Below are 20,781 nucleotides of genomic sequence, written 5' to 3'. Positions count from 1 at the left end.
GTGGCAGGAAGGGCCCCTGTCGCAGCAGGGGCCCTTCCTGACAGGTCAGCCGGCCGTGGCCTGGGCCAGCGAGACGGGGTTGACGATGGAGAGCAGCTCACTCGGCTGGACCAGGAAGTTGGACCACTTCGCCGAGTGCGCGATCGTGAACTCCTCGACGTAGAGCACGTTGTCGTACACCTTGTCGGAGATGATCTTCGCGGCCTGCTGGATCGGTGCCTTCTGGCCGGCCTGGTCCAGCTGCGACCGGGACTGGTCGATCAGCCGGTCCAGCTCCGGGTCGCAGGCGTTGGCGTAGTTGATGAAGCCGTCGCACTTGAAGGCCAGGGCCAGGTTGGCCGGCGGGTTCTCCATGATCGCCCAGGAGCCGGCGTAGATGTCGTAGTCCCGGGCGGTGTACTTCTCCACGTACGTGTTGCGCTCCAGGCCCTCCAGCTTGATCTCGATCCCGGCCTCCTTGCTGGAGTCCCGGACCAGCTGCGCCCACTTGGAGATGTTTGGGTCCGCCTGGTCGTAGATCATCCGCAGGCTGAGCCCGTCGAAGAGCCCGTCACCGTTGCCGTCGGTGAAACCCGCCCCGGTGAGCAGCTGCTTCGCCTTCGCCGGGTCGTACGTGTACTCCTTGGCGCTCGGGTCCTGCCACTGCTTGAGCGTCGGGGTGAGCACCGAGGAGTTCGACGAGACCGCCTTGCCCTGCAGCGCCACCCGGCGGATCGCCTCGTAGTCGACGGCGGCGGCCAGGGCCTGGCGCACCTCCAGCCGGTCCAGCGGCTTGCGCTTGGTGTTGTACTGCATGTGCGCCCAGCCGAGCGACGGCACGCTGACCAGTTTGATCTTGCTGTCGCCCTCCAGCGTCTTGGCCAGCGGCGGCGGCAGTGCGTTCGCGATCAGGTCGACGTCACCGTTGCGCAGCGCGAGGGCCTCGGTGTTGACGTCCGGGAAGACCCGGAAGACGACCTCCTTGGTCTTCGGGCCGCCCGGCACCAGCGGGAAGTTCTCCACCCGCTGCAGCACGTAGCGCTGGCCCCGCTCGACGGTGGTCAGCTTGTACGGTCCGGCCGACACCCAGTCTTTGTCGTTGGCGAACTTCTGTACGCTGCCGACCTTGCTGAAGACGTGCTCCGGCACGACCGGCATCCAGAAGCCGACGTTCTCCAGGAACGTCCCGTCCGGCTGGGAGAGCTGGAACTCGATCTCCGTCGGCGAGATCACCGTGGACTTCTGGTACGACGAGATCAGCCCGGCGACGACACCGATCTTCTCCTTGGCGACCGCGTCGATGGTGAACGCCACGTCGTCGGCGGTCACCTTCTCCCCGTCGCTCCAGGTGAAGTCGTCCCGCAGGGTCACCTTCGCCTTGCGTCCGCCGTCGAGGTACTCCCACTTGGTGGCCAGGTACGGCTGGCGTACGCCGTCCATCCCCATGCTCATCAGCCGGGGGTACATCAGGTTCGTCACCCAGGTGTCGGTACGGCTGTTGCCGACCAGCGGGTTGTAGTTGAGCACGTCGGCGGTGGTGCCGATGGTGATCCGGTCGGCGGAGCCGCCACCACCGGAGGCGCTGTCGGGGTTGCTGGGGGCACAGGCGGTCGCCGCCAGCCCTATCGAGAGCGTGCCCACCGCCACGGCGAGGGCGCGCCGGATTGTTCGCATCAGTGCCAGACCTCCTCAAGGACGCGCAGAATGTTGCCCCCCAGGACCTTGGTGATCTCGTCGTCCGAGTAGTCGTGGCTGACCAGCCAGGAGACGATGTTCCAGTAGCACTCGGCCGGGTTCTCCAGCCCGTCCACGTACGGCACCCGCGGGTGGTCGACGTGTCCGTGTGCCTCGGCGATGGACAGGTGCGCGGCGAAGGTGTCGTGCAGTCCGACGTGGTCGCCGAAGAGGGTGTCCGGCCCGAACGCGACGTGGTCGATGCCGACCAGCTCGACGCAGTGGACGAAGTGGTCCATCACGGATTCGAGGCTGTGCCGGGGGTGGGCCGGGGAGAGGGTGGTGTGCGGCGCGGCCTCCAGGCCGATCACCCCGCCGCGCTCGGCGCAGGCCCGGATCACCTCGTCGGGCTTCATCCGGTTGGTCGGCCAGACGGTCCGGGACCCGGCGTGGGTGATGAAGATCGGCTTTGTCGAGGCGGCGATGACGTCGAGCGAGGTGCGGTCGCCGGAGTGTGAGACGTCGATCGCGATGCCGAGCTTGTTCATCCGGCGTACGGCCTTCTCGCCGAAGTAGGTCAGGCCGCCGTCCGAACGCTCCTTGAGCCCGCTGCCGAGGGTGTTCGCCTCGCTGTAGGCGATGCCCATCTGCCGGACGCCGAAGCCGTAGAGCATGTCGAGCCGGTCCAGCTCGTTCTCGATCATGGTGGCCGCCTCGGTCGCCACCACCAGACCCATCCGTCCGGTCTCGTGCGCGTGGTGGATGTCGGCCAGCCGCTCGACCTTGATCAGGTAGTCCTGGTGGGCAAGGTCGGACAGGCGCATGCCGATGTCGGCGATGACGTCGGTCCACTTCCAGCCCATCTGGCTGGTCACGCAGCAGGTGCCGTCCATCATGTTGTCGAAGACCGCGGTCATGCCGGAGCGGGCGAGCCCGGCGTACCCGGTGTGGTGCCGCGCGGTCCGGTTGTAGTCGACGGTCTCCCGGATGTTGTCCGGGAAGACCGACGGGTGGTCGTGCAGCGAGATCACGATGTTGTCGGTGAGCAGCCCGCGGACCCGGTCCTGCTGCGGTTCCGACAGCGAGAAACCCTGGTACGCCGGCACCCGGCCGAGTTCCGGGGCGAGCTTGAACTCGCGGTAGTCGGTGCCTGGCTCCAGGTAGCTGTAGGACGTGTATCCGGTGTAGCCGGTGGCCGGGTCGAGCACGCCGGTGCCTCCTTCGGTCTGGGTCCCGGGGTCGGGGCGCGCGGCGGATTCCGGCACGCGGTCGGCTCCAGGTGTGGATTGTCGGCGATGTGGCTGGAGAGATTGCCAGGATCAGGCGCAGCGTGTCAACATGTTGTCTACTTCCGGCGGGAATCCGGGATCCGATGCCAGAAATCGTTACGGCGGGAAACAACACGGAAATTCGGGAGGTGTAGTGACGACTGCGGCAACCGGCGGGCAGGGCGCACCGGACGCGGAGAAGACCGCCGCGCTCCGGGTCCGGAACCTGGACGTCACCTTCACCAGCCGTCGCGGCGAGGTTCCGGCCGTCCGCGGGGTCGACCTCGACATCAACGCCGGCGAGGTGCTGGCACTGCTCGGCGAGTCCGGCTCCGGCAAGTCGGTCACCGCCCGCACCGTGATGGGCCTGCTCGACGGGCCCGGGGTACGGATCAGCGCCGACGAGGTACGGGTCGCCGGCCACGACCTGAACACCCTGCCCCCCGACCGGGTCCGGGCGCTGCGCGGCGAGACCATGGCGCTGGTCTTCCAGGACGCGCTCTCCGCGCTCAACCCGGTGCTCTCCATCGGCGACCAGCTCGGCGAGGTGTTCCGGATCCACCGCGGGCTCTCCCGCCGGGCCGCCCGGGCCGAGGCCGTCGAACTGCTCCGGCTGGTCGGCATCCCGGCCCCGGACCGCCGGGTACGCGACTACCCGCACCAGTTCTCCGGCGGTATGCGCCAGCGGATCCTGATCGCGATGGCGGTGGCGCTCGGCCCCCGGCTGCTCATCGCCGACGAGCCCACCACCGCGCTCGACGTCACCGTGCAGGCGCAGATCCTCGAACTCGTCGACCGGCTGCGCACCGAACTCGGGATGGGTGTCCTGCTGATCACCCACGACCTCGGGGTGGCCGCCGAGATCGCCGACCGGGTCGCGGTGATGTACGCCGGCCGGATCGTCGAGACCGGCACCGTGACCGAGGTGCTGGACGGGCCGGCGCACCCGTACACCGCCGCCCTGCTGCGCTCCGTACCGGACCTGGAACAGCCGGGCGACCGGCTGCGGCCGATCCCGGGCAGCCCGCCGAACCTGCTCGCGCTCCCCACCGGCTGCGCCTTCCACCCGCGCTGCGACCGGGTCGGCGCCCAGTGTCCGACCGACCGGCCGCACCGCCGGGCGCTCACCGCACCGGGTCGGACCGCCGCCTGCCACTACGCCGAGGAGGCCGTTGATGCCACCGTCTGACCACCCGGCCGGTCCGGACCGCACCTGGGCCGGTGCCGCCTCCTCCGCCGGTCGGGGTGCCGCCGGACCGGCCGGGTCCGACCCGGCGACCAGCCCGGCCACCGCCGATTCGGCCGCGCACCCCGCCGGGCGCCCGACCGCACTCTCCGCCGGGCGCCCGACCGCACTCTCCGCCGGGCGGCCGACCGCACTCTCCGCCTCCGCCGGTCCGGCCACCGCCGGACCGCTGACCAGCACCGGTACGCCCACCCGGGGCGAGCCGCTGTTGGTCGCCACCGGACTGCGCAAGTCGTACCGGGCCGGACGCAGCCTCGGCAGCCGGTCCCGGGTGCACGCGGTGGACGGGGTCGACCTGACCGTCGCCGCCGGGGAGACCCTCGGCGTGGTCGGCGAGTCCGGCTGCGGCAAGTCCACCCTGGCCCGGCTGCTGGTCGGCCTGGAACGGCCGGACACCGGCCAGGTCCGCTACGCCGGGCAGGACGTCAGCGCCGCCCGGGGCGGCCGCCGCCGCGACCTTCGCCGCGCCGTGCAGATGGTCTTCCAGGACCCGGTCACCTCGCTGAACCCTCGGATGCCGATCCTGGACGTCATCGCCGAGCCGCTCGACGTGCACAGACTCGCCCGGGGCGCCGCCGCCCGCCGGGACCGGGTCGCCCAACTACTGGAGATGGTCGGCCTGGCGCCGGACATGATGCGCCGCTTCCCGCACGAGTTCTCCGGCGGACAGCGGCAGCGGATCGGCATCGCCCGCGCCCTGGCCACCGAACCCCGGGTGATCGTCTGCGACGAGCCGGTCTCCGCCCTCGACGTCTCGGTGCAGGCCCAGGTGGTCAACCTGCTCGCCGAACTGCAGGAGCGGCTCGGCATCGCCCTCGTCTTCATCGCCCACGACCTCGGCGTGGTACGCCACGTCTCGCACCGGGTCGCGGTGATGTACCTGGGCCGGCTCGCCGAACTCGGGCCGGCCGCCACGGTCTACCAGGAGCCGGCCCACCCGTACACCCGGGCACTGCTCGGCTCGGTACCGGTCCGGCACCCACGCGAGCGGGGACGCCAGCGGATCGTGCTCGCCGGTGACCCGCCCAGCCCGGTCGACCTGCCGACCGGCTGCCGCTTCCACACCCGCTGCCCGATCGCCCAGGACGTCTGCCGCCGGGAGGAACCGGCGCTCCGGCCACCCGGCAGCGATGCGGCGGACACCCACGCGGACGCCCACGTCGCGGCCTGCCACTTCGCCGGCACCGCCGTTGCCGTGGCCAGCCCGGCCTGACCCGTGGCTCGGCCGTGGCGCCGGCCAGGGAACACGACAGCGCCCCGCCACCCGGTACGGAGCGGGTGGCGGGAGCGCGGAGGAGCGGTGAACCGGTGGGCAGAACAATCTGTCAGCCGGAGCTGCCACGCATCCGTTCGCCGAACTCGTCCGTGGCCTTGTGTACCAACAGGTGGCCGACGCTGCCGGGCCACACGCTGATGTGGTGTTCTTCTACGCTCGTGTACGGGTTCTTGTTGGCCGGGTCGTCCCGGTTACGGGCGCGGAATCGGATTCGGTAGTCACCCGGACCAGTGTGGCTGAGCACCGGAAAGCCTTCGGCGGGCCGCCCTCCGAAGGTGTGGAGGCGGGTGTCGCCCACCTCCGTCCGGTAGTCGACGTCGACGATCTCGTCCCATTCCGCCATGGACAGGGGCGGCTCGTCGTCGTACAGCTCCACCGTGCAGTGGATGTTTCCGGTATTCGTGCCACAACTGATCGTTATTCCGCCGCCCCTGCCGAGGGTGGCCAGTCCGGTGTCCTCACCGTACGGCGGGTACGGCGACTGATCGGCGTCGTGCAGGTAGTACTGCAACTCGGAGACGTGGACGTAGCCGCTGTGCCGGGAGATCATGAGCGTTCTCCGATTGGGGTCGGGTCATGAGAGATACGGGTCCACTCAGAACGGTTCGCCGTCGAGCACCCGCTGGTGCTGGAAGAAGTCACTCATCACTCCGCCCTGAACCCGCTGGTCCCCGGAAGATACGGACGCCCGGCTGGAGTTCGGGCCACCCTGGTAGGAGTGGGCGAACGGGTATTCGTCACACTCCTCGCCCGCGCGGACGTGGGTCGTGACTGCTCCAATGCCGGAATGGGGCATGGTCGGCTGGTATCCCGTCGAGCAGCCGGCGTTGCTCTTGTAGGTGACGCGGTCGCAGCGTACCCCCTGTGACTGGTACACCCACGGATCGGGAAGTTCGATGAATTCCTCGTGGTCGATGGTCCAGGAGTGGAGTTGCCCGGCGAGCGCCATGCTGCCCTCGGCGACGGTGGACGTGGCGCTGTAGGTGAAGGTGACGGGATCGCCGCGGTCGAAGGGGGTGTAAGCGGTGTCCAGGCTTCCGCTGCAGCCGTACGAACAGTAGCTGTGCAGCTCGACCGCCATCTCGTCGTCATCTTCCATGAGGCCCTCGGATTCGCCCCGCGTGATGACGACCTGGTTGGTGATCGCGAGGCTGTTCCAGCGGACCTGCACCTGGTGCTGCAGGTTGAAGTAGGTTCGCCCCAGCTCCGCCCCGGAGATGATGTCGACGAGTCCGATGTACGTGTTGTAGTTCAGGCAGCCTTCGAATCTCCTCGTCCGCCATTGCGGCGAACTTGACGCGCACCAGTCCGGCACCGCCGCGGCATCCACCGACGACAGCCCCGCCCCCGCGGGCAGATACGGCCCGAAGCAGGCCACCCGCGTCCTGCCCGGCTGTGCGGACTGTCGCAGGCTCGGCAGTTGCGTGCGGAGGCTCGCGCAGTTGGCGGCATCGGCCATCGGATTAGATTGTGATGGATCTCTCAGCTCGGACCGAAGGCTCCCGACCGGTCCGCAGACCGCCCGGCCTGATCCGCGATCGAGGCGGCGCAACGACCGAGGCTCGTCGCCGCCGGGCAGCACGGCGCTTCGACACCGGACCGGAACCGTCGCCCGGTGGACTGACCGGGCTCCGGCGACCCGTACGCTGTCACAGCGTGGCCGTAGACCTGCTCGGCCCGGCGGAGATCCGGGAACTCGCCGCCCGCCTGGGCGTCGCGCCGACGAAGAAGCTCGGCCAGAACTTCGTGCACGACCCGAACACCGTGCGGCGGATCGTCACCGCCGCCGGCCTGACCCCGGCCGACGTGGCGCTGGAGGTGGGACCCGGGCTCGGCTCGCTCACCCTCGGGCTGCTGCCGGTCGCCGGGCACGTGCACGCCGTCGAGATCGACCCGACCCTGGCCCGGGCCCTGCCCGAGACGGCGGCCCGGCACGCCGGACCGGACGACGCCGCCCGGCTCACCGTGCACCCGGCCGACGCGCTGCGGATCACCGCCGCCGACCTCGGTGAACCGGCACCGACCGCGCTGGTCGCGAACCTGCCGTACAACGTCGCGGTGCCGGTCGTCCTGCACCTGCTCGCCGAACTGCCGAGTCTGCGGCACGGCCTGGTGATGGTGCAGAAGGAGGTCGCCGACCGGCTCACCGCCGGCCCCGGTTCGAAGACCTACGGCATCCCGTCGGTGAAACTCGCCTGGTACGCCGACGCCCGCCCCGCCGGCCGGGTGCCGCCGAACGTCTTCTGGCCGGTCCCGAACGTCGACTCCGGCCTGGTCGCCTTCACCCGACGGGAACCGCCCCGGGACGACGTACCAAGAAAAAAGGTCTTCGCGGTGGTCGACGCGGCGTTCGCGCAGCGTCGGAAGACCCTGCGGGCCGCGCTGGCCGGCTGGGCCGGCAGCGCGGACCGGGCGGCGGCGGCGATCGTCGCGGCCGGCGTCGACCCCGGCGCCCGGGGCGAGTCGCTGACCGTCCAGCAGTTCGCCGCGATCGCCGCGTCGGCTCCGGGACCGGTACCGGGCGTTGAGTAGGCTGACGGCGAGTCCCCACGAGGAGGTGTACGCGATGACGGCGCAGCCGGTCGAGGCGTGCCCGCGCGTCCGGGACATCCCCCGGTGACCGAGGCGTGGGGTCCCGACGACGAGGACGAGCGGCCCCGTCGGCGGCCACCCGGCCCGGTCCGGGTCCGGGTCCCGGCGAAGATCAACCTGCACCTCGGGGTCGGCCCGCTGCGGCCGGACGGCTTCCACGAGCTGAACACCGTCTACCAGGCGATCTCGCTCCACGACGAGCTGACCGCCCGGCGCGGCGACACCCTCACCCTGACCATGGAGGGCGAGGGCGCCGGTGAGCTGGCGCTGGACGAGACGAACCTGGTGATCCGGGCGGCCCGGGCGCTGGCCGCGTACGCCGGAGTGCCGGCGTACGCCCGGCTGCACCTGCGCAAGCAGATCCCGCTCGCCGGCGGCCTCGCCGGCGGCAGCGCCGACGCGGCCGCCACCCTGGTCGCCTGCGACGCGCTCTGGGGCACCGAACTCTCCCGCGACGAACTCGCCCGGATCGCCGCCGGGCTCGGCTCCGACATTCCGTTCCTGGTGTACGGCGGCACCGCGCTCGGCACCGGCCACGGCGAGACGATCAGTCCGATCCTGGCCCGTCCGGTCACCTGGCACTGGGTGGTGGCGGTCGCGGACGGCGGTCTCTTCACCCCGGCCGTCTATCGGGAACTGGACCGGCTCCGGGCCGACCACGCCGCACCGCCGCCGCTGCGCAACGCCGACGCGCTGCTCGCCGCGCTGCGCGGCCGGGACCCGGCGCGACTCGGCCGGGCGCTCGGCAACGACCTGCAGGCCGCCGCCCTGGCGCTGCGTCCCGCCCTGACCGAGACGCTGAAGGCCGGCGAGGCGGCCGGCGCGCTCGCCGGCATCGTCTCCGGATCCGGCCCCACCTGCGTCTTCCTCGCCCCGGACGCCGCCGAGGCGGACCGGATCGCGGCCGAGTTGCGCGCCTCCGGCACCTGCCGGGACGCGCTGGCCGCGTACGGGCCGGTGCCCGGCGCCCGGACCGGCACAGCGGCCGGATGACGCCCCGGTACGGGAGCCGGATGACAGCCCGCCCCCGCCCGTGACTACGGTCTGAGCCATGGCCAACATCGTCAACCTGGACCGGGTCTCCAAGGGCTACGGCGCGGCGGGGCAACTGCTCACCGACGTCTCCCTCGGCCTCGACGACACGGACCGGATCGGGGTCGTGGGGCTCAACGGCGCCGGCAAGTCGACCCTGCTGCGGTTGTTGACCAAGGCGGAGGAGCCGGACAGCGGCCGGGTGACGCACCGCCGTGACCTGCGGCTCGCCTGGCTGCCGCAGACCCTCACCCTCGACCCGGACGCCACCGTACGGGACGTGGTCCTCGGCACCGCCTGGTTGGACGAGGGCTTCGGCGCCGAACACGAGTGGGCCGGTGACGCCGGGGTGCGGTCGATCCTCGACGGGCTCGGCATGCCGTACCTCGGTCTGGACCAGCCGGTCGGGCCGATGTCCGGTGGCGAACGGCGGCGGGTGGCGCTGGCCGCGCTGCTGGTCCGGACCGCCGACCTGGTGGTGCTGGACGAGCCGACCAACCACCTGGACGTGGCCGGGGTCGACTGGCTGGCCCGACACCTGGTCGGCAAGCGCGGCGCGCTGGTGGTGGTCACCCACGACCGGTGGTTCCTGGACGCCGTCTGCACCGCCACCTGGGAGGTCGCCGACCAGACGGTACGCAGCTACGACGGCGGCTACGCCGCCTGGACACTGGCCCGGGCGGAACGGGAACGGGTCGCCGCGGCCACCGAGGCCCGCCGGCAGAACCTGCTGCGCAAGGAGATCGCCTGGCTGCGCCGCGGCCCGCCGGCCCGGACCTCGAAGCCGCGGTTCCGGATCGAGGCGGCGAACGCGTTGATCGCCGACGTGCCACCACCCCGGGACTCGGTGTCGCTGCAGCGGCTGGCCACCGCCCGGCTCGGCCGCCAGGTGTACGACCTGACCGACGTGACCCTGAAGGCGGGGGAGAAGCTGATCCTGGCGGACCTCACCTGGCAGGTCGGCCCCGGCGACCGGATCGCGATCGTCGGCGCCAACGGGGCCGGCAAGACCACCCTGCTCCGGCTGCTCGCCGGCACCCGGGAACCGGACCAGGGGCAGGTGAAGGTCGGCTCCACGGTCCGGACCGCGTACCTGTCGCAGGAGCTGGCCGAACTCCCCGGCGAGCTGCGGGTGCTGGAGGCGGTCGAGGAGGTGGCCCGCCGGGTCGTCTTCGGCGACCGGGAGATCGCCGCGTCCCAGCTCGCCGAGATGTTCGGCTTCGACGACCGACGGCTCTGGACGCCGGTCTCCGACCTCTCCGGTGGGGAGCGCCGGCGGCTGCAGCTGCTCCGGCTGCTCGCCGCCGAACCGAACGTGCTGCTCTTCGACGAACCGACGAACGATCTGGACACCGACACCCTGGCCGCGCTGGAGGACCTGCTCGACTCCTGGCCCGGTACGTTGATCGTCGCCAGCCACGACCGCTATCTCGTCGAACGGGTCACCGACGTGGTGTACGGCATGTTCGGCGACGGGCAGCTGGTGCACCTGCCCGGCGGCATCGAGGAGTACCTGGCCCGGGCCCCCGGCCACACCACGCCGGGGCGGAACCGGGCTGGCGAGGCCCCGGCCGTGGCAACGGCTCCGGACCGGGCCGGCACCGGCCTCTCCGGCGGTGAACTGCGAGCCGCCCGCAAGGAGCTGACCCGGCTGGAGCGGCAGATCAGCAAGCTGGAGCAGCGGGAGGCGACCCTGCACGACCAGCTCGCCACGTACGCGACCGACTACAACAAGGTCGCCGAACTCGACGGCCAGCTCCGGGCGGTACGGGCCGAACGGGAGCAGACCGAGGAGGCCTGGCTGGCCCTGGCTGACCAGGTGCCGGAGAGCTGACCGGGGCGGTCGCCGGCGACCCGACTGTTGCCGGCGACACGGCACCGGGGGTGTCCGGCGCCGGGTGTACGGCATACGGGAGAATCTGCCCCGACCCTGACTCGTACGGCGTTGGAGGCTCTGACACCATGGCGCACTTCCCCGTCAACCACCCCGCGCGGCCGGTGTACCGGGTGATCGCCGGGCTGACCGCTCTCTACCTGGTGGCCTTTGGTGCCCTCGGTGTGCTGGAGACCAGCGGCAACGAACTCCTCGCCCAGGATGACACCCTGGTGCTGGGCCAGGGCACCAATCTCGGCAACTCGCTGCTTTCCGTGGTGCTCGGGGTGCTCATCCTGCTCGCCACGGTGATCGGCCGCAACGTCGACACGTTCGCCAACAAGTGGCTCGGCTACCTGTTGATGGCGCTCGGCCTCGCCACCCTCGCCACCCTGCGCACCGACGCGAACTACCTCAACCACAGCGTGGCGACGTCGGTCGTCAGCATGGTCATCGGCATGGTGCTGCTGGTCGCCGCCATGTACAGCAAGGTCGGCTCCGACGAGGAGCACAAGGCCTGGCAGCAGGCCCGCCTGGTGCTCTGACCCGTCAGGACGCTGATCCGTCGGCCGGTCGGTGCGACTGCCGACCGGTCGGTGCTGTTCCGCTGGGCGGTCGTGCTGCCGCCGGCTCCTCGACACCGCCGCCGGCCGGCCCCGGTCGGCGGCGAATCTCCATTCATCAGGCGATCCCCCTCGCGTTGGGCGACAATCACCTAGGAAGCCGCCCAATCACCCCGAGGGGGAGCCATGGCGCACATTCCGGTCAATCACCCGGCCCGGCCGGTCTACCGGGCGATCGCCGGGCTCGTCGCGCTCTACATCCTGGCGTTCGGAGTCTTCGGGCTCTTCGAGACGGCCGACGACGACCTGTTCAGCCGGGCCAGCCACTGGGTCCTCGGACTCCGGACCAACCTGGCGTTCTCCCTGGTGTCGGTGGTCTTCGGGCTGGTGGTGCTCTTCGGCACGATCCACCGGGGCAACCTCGGACACCTGATGAACCTCGCGGCCGGGGTGGTCTTCCTGGTCACCGGCCTGGTGATGATGAGCGTGCTGCAGACCGAGGCGAACATCCTCAACTTCTCGATGTCCACGGTCATCGTGTCCCTGATCTTCGGCCTGCTGTTCCTCGCCACCGGCCTGTACGACAAGATCGGCCCACCGGCGCACGCCGAAGAGGAGGAGGAACTCCGGGACAGCACGTCGGCCCGCCCGGGGCGCTGAGATCGACAGGAGCGGCGCCGGGTACCGGGTGGGGCCGGGTGACCCGCGACGGGATCAAGCCTGACCGCCCAGAGCGGGGCACCCGGCCCCACCCCAGGCGCCCGGCGAGTCAGCGGGTCCGGCGGGTCAGCAGGGTCGGCTTGGCCTCGAGGTGGGACAGGCCGTTCCAGGCCAGGTTGACCAGGTGCGCCGCCACCGTCTCCTTGCGCGGCTTGCGTACCTCCAGCCACCACCGGCCGCTCAACGCCACCATGCCGACCAGGGACTGCGAGTAGAGCTCGGCGAGCTTCGGGTCGTAGCCGCGCGTCTTGAACTCGGCGCCCAGGATGTGTTCCACCTGGTGCGCAACGTCGTTCATCACGCTGCTGAAGGTGCCGGTGGCGGAGAGGACTGGGGACTCCCGGACCAGCACCCGGAACCCGTCGGTCTCCTCCTCGATGTAGTCGAGCAGGGCCAGCGCCGCCTGTTCCAGCAGTTCGCGGGGGTGGCCGGCGGTCAAGGCGGCGGCGACCCGGTCGAGCAGGGCGCGTACCTCGCGGTCGACCACCACCGCGTAGAGGCCTTCCTTGCCACCGAAGTGCTCGTAGACGACCGGTTTGGAGACCTTCGCCCGGGCCGCGACCTCCTCTATCGAGGTCGCGTCGAAGCCGCGCTCGGCGAACGCCTGCCGTCCGATGGCGATCAGTTGTTCCCGACGCTGCGCCGCGGACATCCGTACCCGGGAACCGGTCTTGGCCGGTGGGGGCGCTGCGGCCGGGAGCTGCCGGCGGGCGGCGCCACGGCCGGTGCCGGGGTGCTCTGTCACCGCGTCATCCCGCTGCCGTCCCGTGCTGCCGCGTCGACCTGTGTTGTCCCGGGTGGTGCCCTCGCTGCGCTCGGTCACCTGGCCATCCTGCCAGGCAGATGCCAGGGCGGGACGGCCAGGCGCGGCGGCGGTCACTGCGACGGGGTCGTTTTGACGAGTTTCGCGGCGATCCGCTCGGGCTTCGGCCACCGTACGTCGTACGCCGCGCCGGTCTTCTCGAAGATCCAGATCGCCCGGGCGGTGATGTCGACCTGCCCGCGTAGTACGCCGTGCCGGGCGCAGGTCGGGTCCGCGTGGTGCAGGTTGTGCCAGCTCTCGCCGAAGGACAGGATCGCCAGCGGCCAGAAGTTCGCCGCCCGGTCACCCTGACGCATCTCGAACGGCCGCTCGCCGTAGACGTGGCAGACCGAGTTGATCGCCCAGGTGATGTGGTGCAACAGCGAGACCCGGACCAGACCGGCCCAGAAGAACGCGGTGAGGGCACCCTGCCAGGACCAGGTGACCAGGCCGCCAACGGCCGCCGGGGCGAGCAGCGAGAGTGCCACCATCAGCGGGAAGAGCCGGTCGACCCGGTTGATGTCCTTGTCGGCGAGCAGGTCCGGGGCGAACCGCTCGCGGTTGGAGAGTTCCCGCTTGAACAGCCAGCCGACGTGTGCGTGGAACAGGCCCTTGGTCAGACCCCAGACGCTCGAACCGAACCGCCACGGCGAGTGCGGGTCGCCCTCCAGGTCGGAGAAGGCGTGGTGCCGGCGGTGGTCGGCGACCCACTGGATGATGCTGCCCTGGATGGCGAGGGACCCGGCGACCGCCAGGGTGACCCGCAGCCAGCGCTTGGCCTTGAAGGATCCGTGGGTGAAGTAGCGGTGGAAACCGACCGTGATGCCGAGCCCGGCCACCACGTACCAGACGGCCGCGATCGCGACGTCGGTCCAGGTCAGCCATCCGCCCCAGGCCACCGGTACGGCGGTGAGCAGGGCGATGAAGGGGATGGTCACGAAGCACCAGAGGGCGAAGAGGATGCCCTTGGACTGGACGCCTTCGGTGAGCGGCTTGGGGCCCTTTTTCACACCGGAGGCCGGCGGTTCGAGCAGGACAGACGACATGGCACCTCGCTGAAGCGTAGGGGGTGATCGGTAACTTACGCCTACGTCACCGTAACCTACGCCCTCGTAGTCTGCCATGGATCCCAACCTGAAATTCCGCTGTCAGTCATCGACCGACCTTGTCGTACGCCAGTCCTAATCTGCTGGTCATGGTCGATTCTCTGGTACCCGGGGAGCGGGCTGCGAAACGGGGACACCGGAAGCCGGAGTTGCGCGCCCGCGCGGTCGGGTTACGCGGCGAGGGCTGGTCGGTGCCGCAGATCGCGGCGGAGTTGGGCGTCGCGAAGTCGACGGCGTACCAGTGGGTCAGGCACCTGCCGCGCGATGTTGATCCGGTGGTCGCCGCCGAGCGGCGACGGGCCCACTCGCGGCGCTTGGTAGATGCGCGGTGGTCAACGCACCGGGCCGTCCGAGATGCGGCGCAGGCCCGCTGCCACGCCCGAGCGGCTGCTGAGATCGGCGAGTTGGATCGAAGGGATCTCCTGCTTCTCGGGGCGGCCATCTACTGGTCCGAAGGGACCAAGTCGAAGCCTTGGCGCCGGGATGACCGGGTGGTCATCATCAACAGCGATGTCGGGTTGCTCAGGATCTTCCTACGCTTCCTGTCCGCGTGCGGCGTCGATCGAAACGTTCCGACCTATCGGCTGAGCATCCATGAGACGGCCGATGTCGAGGCAGCGCAGCGGTGGTGGCAGGACACGTTGGAGTTGCCTGCGGACCGCTTCCAACGGGCGACCCTGAAGCGCCACCGGCCGAAGACGGTCCGACGCAACACCAATGACGCGTACCGTGGATGTTTGATCATCAATGTGCCGCGGAGCCGGGAGCTCTACTGGCGGATCGAGGGGATCATGGCCGCCCTCGGCCGCACTGCCGCCGAGGGGGTGGGGCGAGTCGACGGCGAGGCGCTAGGCTAACCATGCGCACCTTCGGCCGTGGTGTAATTGGCAACACCCAAGATTTTGGTTCTTGTGTTTCAGGTTCGAGTCCTGGCGGCCGAGCTGTACCCTATGTCCGCTCCCCTGGGCGTCTCTCCGGAGCGAGTGAGCTGACCGCGTGGCGCGGTTAGCATGAGGCCGCAGACTGCCACCCATCCCGACGGGAGCAACCTCGTGTCCCAGTCCCGCCTCCGCACCGTCGTCGTCCTCGCCGCCGGTGAGGGCAAGCGGATGAAGTCGGCGCTACCCAAGGTGTTGCACCCGATCCTGGGGCGTACGCTGCTCGGCCACGTCCTGGCGGCCGCCGCGTCGCTCCGGGCGGACCGCACCCTGGTGGTGGTCGGCCACGGCGCCGACCAGGTGACCGCCCACCTCGCCGGGGTCAGCCCCGACGCCGAACCGGTGCTGCAGGCCGAGCAGCGGGGGACCGGCCACGCGGTGCGTACCGCACTGGAGAGCGTGCCGGAGTCCGGCGGCACCGTGGTCGTGCTCAACGGTGACGTGCCGCTGCTGCGTCCGGAGACGGTCGCCGGGCTGGTCGAGGCGCACGAGTCGGCCGGGGCGGCGGCGACCGTACTGGCCGCCGAGGTCACCGACCCGACCGGGCTGGGCCGGATCGTCCGGGGCCCGGGCGGCGGGCTGGAGCAGATCGTCGAGGAACGGGACGCGAGTCCCGCCCAGCGGGCCGTCCGGGAGATCAACGCCGGCATCTACGCCTTCGACGCGGCGCTGCTCCGCAACGCGCTGGGCAAGCTCTCCACCGACAACGACCAGGGCGAGGAGTACCTCACCGACGTCTTCGGTCTGCTCGTCGCGGCCGGTGAGACGGTGGCGGTGCACCTGGCGCCGGACGCCGTCGAGACCCTCGGCTGCAACGACCGGGTGGAGCTGGCGGCACTGCGCCGACTGCTGCGCGACCGGGTCAACGAGGGCTGGATGCGGTCCGGGGTCACCCTGCTCGACCCGGACACCACCTGGATCGACGTCACCGTGACCCTGGAACGGGACGCGGTGGTCGACCAGAACAGTCAGTTGCAGGGGGCGACCACGGTCGGCGCGGGCGCCACGGTCGGCCCGGACACCACGCTTGTCGACACCACCGTCGGGGCCGGCGCCACGGTGCTGCGGACCCACGCGGTCGGCGCGGAGATCGGCCCGGAGGCGAGCGTCGGCCCGTACGCGTACCTGCGGCCGGAGGCGACGCTGCGGCGCAAGGCGAAGGTCGGCACCTTCGTCGAGGTGAAGAAGTCCGAGATCGGTGAGGCGGCCAAGGTCCCGCACCTGAGCTACGTCGGTGACGCCACCATCGGGGCTCGGGCCAACATCGGGGCCGCCACGATCTTCGTCAACTACGACGGGGTGGCGAAGAACCACACCACGGTCGGCGAGGCGGCCTTCGTCGGCTGTGACACCAGCCTGATCGCCCCGGTCGAGGTGGGTGCGGGCGCGTACATCGCGGCGGGTAGCGCGATCACCAAGGACGTACCGCCGGGAGCGCTCGGGGTCACCCGGGCCCCGCAACGCAACGTCGAGGGCTGGGTGCTGCGGCGACGGGCCGGCACGAGGTCCGCCGAGGCGGCGGAGCGTGCCGTACGGCAGGCGGGCGACGCAAGCGAAGGTGAGGCACTCCACGGGCCGTCCGTTGCGGGTGGCATCGACCCGGCGGCGGGGGATACTGCAACCGAATAGTCTCTGGCCCAACGCCGGGTGACCCACCGACAAACGGGAGCAGACGAGCCGATGGGCAGCATCGTCGCCGAAAATCGTAAGAGTCTGATGCTCTTCTCCGGCCGGGGATTTCCGGAACTGGCAAAGGAGATCGGTGAGGTGCTCGGCGTGGCGCCGACCCCCGCCGACGCGTACGAGTTCGCCAACGGCGAGATCTTTGTGCGGTTCAAGGAGTCGGTACGTGGTTCCGACGCCTTCGTCGTACAGTCCGTCACGCACGGTGTGAACAAGTGGGTCATGGAGACCCTGATCATGATCGACGCCCTGAAGCGGGGTTCGGCCAAGCGGATCACCGTGGTGCTGCCGTTCTACCCGTACTCACGGCAGGACAAGAAGCACCGGGGCCGGGAGCCGATCTCGGCCCGGCTGGTCGCCGACCTGATGAAGACGGCGGGCGCCAACCGGATCCTCACCGTCGACCTGCACACCGCACAGATCCAGGGCTTCTTCGACGGGCCGGTGGACCACCTCTTCGCCATGGACATCCTGGCCGAGTACGTGCAGCGCAAGTACGCCGGTCGACCGATGACCGTGGTGGCACCCGACTCCGGCCGGGTACGGGTGGCCGAACGCTGGACGGACCGGCTGGGCGGCTGCCCGCTGGCCTTCATCCACAAGACCCGGGACCCACTCAAGCCGAACCAGGTGGTGGCCAACCGGGTGGTCGGGGACGTCGAGGGTCGGGTCTGCCTGATCGTCGACGACATGATCGACACGGGTGGCACCATCTGCAAGGCCGCCGAGATCCTGCACGAGTCGAAGGCGGCGGACGTGATCGTCGCCTCCACCCACGCGCTGCTCTCCGACCCGGCGACCGAACGGCTGAAGAACAGCCGGATCAGCGAGGTGGTGGTGACCAACACCCTGCCGCTGCCGCCGGAGAAGCAACTCGACAAGATCACGGTGTTGTCGATCGCGCCGCTGCTGGCCCGGGCTATTCGTGAGGTGTTCGACGACGGTTCGGTGACCACGCTCTTCGGCGGTCTCAGCTGACGGTACGCCGCCCATTCGCCGTTTTTTCCGCTCCGGGCCGGCTGCTCATCGCCGCGGCCCGGAGCGATCCCTTTTTGCGATTCCTGCGACGACCGGCTGCCCAGGTGGGGACCGCCTGAAGCCCGGATCGTGGTTCGGGTAGACTGGTGCGGTTGCCACGGCGAGGGTGCCCTGCGGGCCGCTGAGCAAAGCGCCGCACGGACGTACCGTCATCGACGCGGTGCTCCGGGCAGTGGCCACCACGCAAGCGCCCCAGCGAGCCCCTCGCCCAGCACCGCCAATCGCCAGCCGACGTAGCGCCGCAGTGACCGTATCAGGAGTCTTCCCGTGTCCGAGGTAAAGATCAGCGCCGAGCCCCGTACCGAGTTCGGCAAGGGTGGTGCCCGTCGTACCCGCCGGGCCGGAAAGGTGCCCGCCGTGCTGTACGGCCACGGCGAGAAGCCCAAGCACATCGCGCTCCCCGCGCGTGAGTTCGCCGCCGCCATCCGGCACGGTGGCGCCAACCAGCTGTTCGCGATCGAGATCAGCGACGGCACCCAGGCCCTCGCCCTGCCGAAGGCCATCCAGCGTGACCCGATCAAGGACACCCTGGAGCACATCGACCTGATCCTGGTCCGGCGAGGCGAGAAGGTCACCGTCGACGTTCCGGTGCAGCTCACCGGCGAGCCGGCGAAGGACACCCTGGTCGTGCACGAGAGCAACACCCTCTCGGTGACCGCCGAGGCCACCCACCTGCCGGAGGGCTTCGAGGTCTCGATCGAGGGCTTCGAGGCGGGCTCCCAGGTGACCGCCGCCGACGTACGGCTGCCGCAGGGCGTCGAGCTTGTCGCCGACCCGGGGCTGATCATCGCGCTCGTCACCCAGGCGCCGACCGCGGAGCAGATGGCCGCCGAGGCCGGCGAGGAGCCGACCGAGGAGGCCGAGGAAGAGGCCGCCGAGGGCGAGGGTGCCGAGGAGACCGAGGGCGCCGAGGCCGAGGGCGAGGCCGCTCCGGCCCAGGCCTGACCGACATCGGTGTGACAGGCGCCCCCGACGCGGTCGGGGGCGCCTGTTTCCGTATCACGGCGGCGCGGCGGGTTTCCGGACCACCCGGCAGGCGGTGCGGTGGCCGGGACGGCAGTACAGGGAGAAGGAGATGGCGGACGAGGCTCAGCCGTGGCTGCTGGTCGGGCTCGGCAACCCCGGCAAGGAGTACGCACGACACCGGCACAACGTCGGGTTCATGGTCGCCGACCTGCTCGCCGACCGGGTCGGTGCGAAGTTCGGCCGGCACCGGCGGGCGGTCGCGGAGGTGGCCGAGGGGCGCCTCGGCTTCGGCGGGCCCAAGCTGGTGCTGATCAAGCCGTTGACGTACATGAACCTTTCTGGTGGGCCGGTGGCGGCCCTGGCGCAGTTCTACAAGGTGCCGCCGGCGCAGGTGGTCGCGGTGCACGATGAACTCGACATCCCGTACGGGCAACTGCGGGTGAAATGCGGTGGCGGCGAGGGCGGGCACAACGGGCTCCGCTCGATGTCGAAGTCGCTCGGGACGAAGGACTACGTCCGGGTCCGGTTCGGCATCGGCCGCCCGCCGGGGCGGCAGGACCCGGCGGACTTCGTACTCTCCGACTTCTCCTCGGTGGAGCGCAAGGAACTGGAGTTCCTGGTCGACCGGGCGGCGGACGTGGCGGAGGCGGTGGTCACCCGCGGCGTGGAGTGGGCGCAGAACGCGTACCACGGCGGCTGAACGCACGGGCCGCCCGGTGTGGCGGACCGGGTGGCGCCTCTTCGACCCGTACGGCCGGTAGTCTTTTGCCGCGGGTGAGGAGGCTGACAGTGACCGAGCTGTATCCGACGGCCGGCGGTGCCGGTGGACCGGGAGCGCGCTGATGGCCGCGCCCCCCGTGATCGACGGCGCCTTCGCCCGCTGGTTGGCCGGCCGGGCCGGTCAGGCGCTGCTGGACCTGCGGGCCGAACTGGGGTACGCCGACCCGGGCGCCCTGAAGGCGGCCGGTGACAAGCTCTCGCACGACCTGCTCCGCGCCGAGTTGGCCCGTTGGCGGCCGGCGGACGCGGTGCTGTCCGAGGAGGACGAGGGTTCGCGGCTGGCCTGGAGCGCCGACGCGGACGCGGAGTCGCAGGTGGCGCCTCGGATGCGGGCCGACCGGGTCTGGATTATCGACCCGCTGGACGGCACCCGGGAGTTCGCCGAGGAGGGCCGGTCGGACTGGGCCGTGCACGTGGCACTCTGGGCCCGACGGGCGGGGACGCCGCACGGGCTGGTCGGCGGGGCGATCGGCCTGCCGGCGCAGCACCGGGTGCTCGCCACCGACCAGCCTCCGGCGTACCCGCCGCTGAATTTCGGCGTGGCGACCGGGCGGACCGGGACCGGTGGCGTGGACGGGACCGGCCGGCGGATCCGGGTGGCGGCGAGCCGCAGCCGGCCGCCGGCGTTCCTTGCCGACCTGGCCGAGGAGCTTGGCGCCGAGCTGGTGCCGATGGGTTCGGCGGGTGCGAAGATCGCCGCGGTGATCGGCGGTGAGGTCGACGCGTACGTGCACGCCGGCGGCCAGTACGAGTGGGATTCGGCGGCACCGGTCGCGGTGGCGACGGCCACCGGACTGTTCGCTTCCCGTATCGACGGATCCGCGCTGGAATACAACAAGGCCGATCCTCGGCTCCCCGACCTCGTGGTCTGTCGTAAGGATCTTGCTTCCCGGTTGCTCGCAGCGCTGCAGCACCATCTCCGGGTACCCTAGGTCGGGCCTCGTGACTTGACCGATCTGAAAGGTCTGGAAATCGGATGGGCGAGCAGCGTAGCGGAGTGACGGCATGAGCGAGCGCAGCGAGCGAATCGGCAGGTGCAGCGCGGATGAGGCTCATGACGGCGCGGAGCGTAGCGGAGTGACGGCATGAGCGAGCGCAGCGAGGCGACGGCATGAGCCAGCCGGCCGCGTACCGGGTGTCGCATCTGGACGCTCTGGAAGCCGAGAGCGTTTTTGTCGTTCGTGAGGTTGTGGCGGAGTTGGAGCGGCCGGTGTTGCTCTTCTCCGGGGGCAAGGACTCGATCGT

Annotated in this window: 19 protein-coding genes, 1 tRNA gene and 1 pseudogene; 15 read left to right on the top strand and 6 right to left on the bottom strand. The window is 70.7% G+C overall.

Annotation, left to right across the window (positions count from 1 at the left end; genetic code table 11):
* Window positions 1-45 precede the first annotated feature (45 nt).
* Complete coding sequence (locus ABGB21_RS15985; protein WP_347651715.1) at window positions 46-1,653, bottom strand: ABC transporter substrate-binding protein; 1,608 nt, start codon at window positions 1,651-1,653, stop codon at window positions 46-48.
* Window positions 1,653-2,861, bottom strand: coding sequence for a membrane dipeptidase (locus ABGB21_RS15980; RefSeq protein ID WP_347651714.1), 1,209 nt, complete (start codon window positions 2,859-2,861; stop codon window positions 1,653-1,655). Before ABGB21_RS15980 ends, ABGB21_RS15985 begins: the two co-directional genes overlap by 1 nt.
* A gap of 214 nt (window positions 2,862-3,075) precedes the next feature.
* On the opposite strand from ABGB21_RS15980, the gene ABGB21_RS15975 reads away from it, so the two are divergent.
* Together ABGB21_RS15975 and ABGB21_RS15970 are read left to right on the top strand one after the other, a co-directional pair.
* Window positions 3,076-4,110: an ABC transporter ATP-binding protein gene (locus ABGB21_RS15975; RefSeq protein WP_347678366.1), complete on the top strand. Its 1,035-nt coding sequence runs from the start codon at window positions 3,076-3,078 to the stop codon at window positions 4,108-4,110.
* Complete coding sequence (locus tag ABGB21_RS15970) at window positions 4,097-5,380, top strand: ABC transporter ATP-binding protein (protein ID WP_347678364.1); 1,284 nt, start codon at window positions 4,097-4,099, stop codon at window positions 5,378-5,380. The genes ABGB21_RS15975 and ABGB21_RS15970 overlap by 14 nt, the downstream gene beginning before the upstream one ends.
* A gap of 112 nt (window positions 5,381-5,492) precedes the next feature.
* On the opposite strand, the gene ABGB21_RS15965 is transcribed toward ABGB21_RS15970, so the two are convergent.
* Together ABGB21_RS15965 and ABGB21_RS15960 are read right to left on the bottom strand one after the other, a co-directional pair.
* Window positions 5,493-5,993 carry a hypothetical protein gene (locus ABGB21_RS15965; protein WP_347651711.1) on the bottom strand — a complete coding sequence of 167 codons (501 nt, stop codon included), beginning with the start codon at window positions 5,991-5,993 and terminating at the stop codon, window positions 5,493-5,495.
* 45 nt (window positions 5,994-6,038) lie between these two features.
* Window positions 6,039-6,902, bottom strand: coding sequence for a NucA/NucB deoxyribonuclease domain-containing protein (locus ABGB21_RS15960; RefSeq protein WP_347678362.1), 864 nt, complete (start codon window positions 6,900-6,902; stop codon window positions 6,039-6,041).
* 197 nt (window positions 6,903-7,099) lie between these two features.
* Here ABGB21_RS15960 and rsmA point away from each other — a divergent pair, with 197 nt between their 5' ends.
* From rsmA to ABGB21_RS15935, 5 genes are all read left to right on the top strand, one after another.
* A complete protein-coding gene (rsmA, locus tag ABGB21_RS15955; protein WP_347651709.1) occupies window positions 7,100-7,975 on the top strand; it encodes a 16S rRNA (adenine(1518)-N(6)/adenine(1519)-N(6))-dimethyltransferase RsmA in 876 nt (291 codons plus the stop codon).
* 84 nt (window positions 7,976-8,059) lie between these two features.
* The gene (locus ABGB21_RS15950) at window positions 8,060-9,028 is read left to right on the top strand and encodes a 4-(cytidine 5'-diphospho)-2-C-methyl-D-erythritol kinase (RefSeq protein ID WP_347651708.1); all 969 of its coding nucleotides are present in this window, start codon (window positions 8,060-8,062) and stop codon (window positions 9,026-9,028) included.
* A 58-nt stretch (window positions 9,029-9,086) separates the two neighbouring features.
* A complete protein-coding gene (locus ABGB21_RS15945) occupies window positions 9,087-10,901 on the top strand; it encodes an ABC-F family ATP-binding cassette domain-containing protein (RefSeq protein ID WP_347651707.1) in 1,815 nt (604 codons plus the stop codon).
* Window positions 10,902-11,029: 128 nt separating this feature from the next.
* Complete coding sequence (locus tag ABGB21_RS15940; RefSeq protein ID WP_347651706.1) at window positions 11,030-11,485, top strand: DUF4383 domain-containing protein; 456 nt, start codon at window positions 11,030-11,032, stop codon at window positions 11,483-11,485.
* A 204-nt stretch (window positions 11,486-11,689) separates the two neighbouring features.
* Window positions 11,690-12,163 (top strand): DUF4383 domain-containing protein, encoded by a 474-nt coding sequence (locus tag ABGB21_RS15935; RefSeq protein ID WP_347651705.1) that lies wholly within the window; start codon window positions 11,690-11,692, stop codon window positions 12,161-12,163.
* A 109-nt stretch (window positions 12,164-12,272) separates the two neighbouring features.
* On the opposite strand, the gene ABGB21_RS15930 is transcribed toward ABGB21_RS15935, so the two are convergent.
* Both ABGB21_RS15930 and ABGB21_RS15925 read right to left on the bottom strand, forming a co-directional pair.
* A complete protein-coding gene (locus ABGB21_RS15930; RefSeq protein ID WP_347651967.1) occupies window positions 12,273-12,875 on the bottom strand; it encodes a TetR/AcrR family transcriptional regulator in 603 nt (200 codons plus the stop codon).
* 224 nt (window positions 12,876-13,099) lie between these two features.
* On the bottom strand, window positions 13,100-14,071 hold the full coding sequence (locus ABGB21_RS15925; protein WP_347651704.1) for an acyl-CoA desaturase: 972 nt from the start codon (window positions 14,069-14,071) through the stop codon (window positions 13,100-13,102).
* Between the two features lie 149 nt (window positions 14,072-14,220).
* Between ABGB21_RS15925 and ABGB21_RS15920 the strand changes: the two genes are divergently transcribed.
* The 8 genes and pseudogenes from ABGB21_RS15920 to ABGB21_RS15885 all read left to right on the top strand — a co-directional run.
* The gene (locus ABGB21_RS15920; RefSeq protein WP_347651703.1) at window positions 14,221-14,988 is read left to right on the top strand and encodes a helix-turn-helix domain-containing protein; all 768 of its coding nucleotides are present in this window, start codon (window positions 14,221-14,223) and stop codon (window positions 14,986-14,988) included.
* A 12-nt stretch (window positions 14,989-15,000) separates the two neighbouring features.
* Window positions 15,001-15,072 (top strand) — tRNA-Gln (locus ABGB21_RS15915).
* A gap of 69 nt (window positions 15,073-15,141) precedes the next feature.
* Complete coding sequence (gene glmU / locus ABGB21_RS15910; RefSeq protein ID WP_347651702.1) at window positions 15,142-16,698, top strand: bifunctional UDP-N-acetylglucosamine diphosphorylase/glucosamine-1-phosphate N-acetyltransferase GlmU; 1,557 nt, start codon at window positions 15,142-15,144, stop codon at window positions 16,696-16,698.
* 51 nt (window positions 16,699-16,749) lie between these two features.
* A complete protein-coding gene (locus ABGB21_RS15905) occupies window positions 16,750-17,730 on the top strand; it encodes a ribose-phosphate diphosphokinase (protein WP_347651701.1) in 981 nt (326 codons plus the stop codon).
* 327 nt (window positions 17,731-18,057) lie between these two features.
* Window positions 18,058-18,735: a 50S ribosomal protein L25/general stress protein Ctc gene (locus ABGB21_RS15900; protein WP_347651700.1), complete on the top strand. Its 678-nt coding sequence runs from the start codon at window positions 18,058-18,060 to the stop codon at window positions 18,733-18,735.
* A gap of 130 nt (window positions 18,736-18,865) precedes the next feature.
* A complete protein-coding gene (pth, locus tag ABGB21_RS15895; protein ID WP_347651699.1) occupies window positions 18,866-19,456 on the top strand; it encodes an aminoacyl-tRNA hydrolase in 591 nt (196 codons plus the stop codon).
* A gap of 142 nt (window positions 19,457-19,598) precedes the next feature.
* Window positions 19,599-20,468: an inositol monophosphatase family protein gene (locus ABGB21_RS15890; RefSeq protein WP_347651698.1), complete on the top strand. Its 870-nt coding sequence runs from the start codon at window positions 19,599-19,601 to the stop codon at window positions 20,466-20,468.
* Window positions 20,469-20,647: 179 nt separating this feature from the next.
* Window positions 20,648-20,781 (top strand): annotated as a pseudogene (locus ABGB21_RS15885) (sulfate adenylyltransferase small subunit); the annotation flags it as partial.

It is taken from the genome of Plantactinospora sp. B24E8 (genome assembly GCF_039871735.1).
Classification (GTDB): Bacteria; Actinomycetota; Actinomycetes; order Mycobacteriales; family Micromonosporaceae; genus Plantactinospora.
The sequence above is the reverse complement of the archived record's forward strand: the minus strand, read 5'-3'. Positions and strand labels throughout refer to the sequence as shown.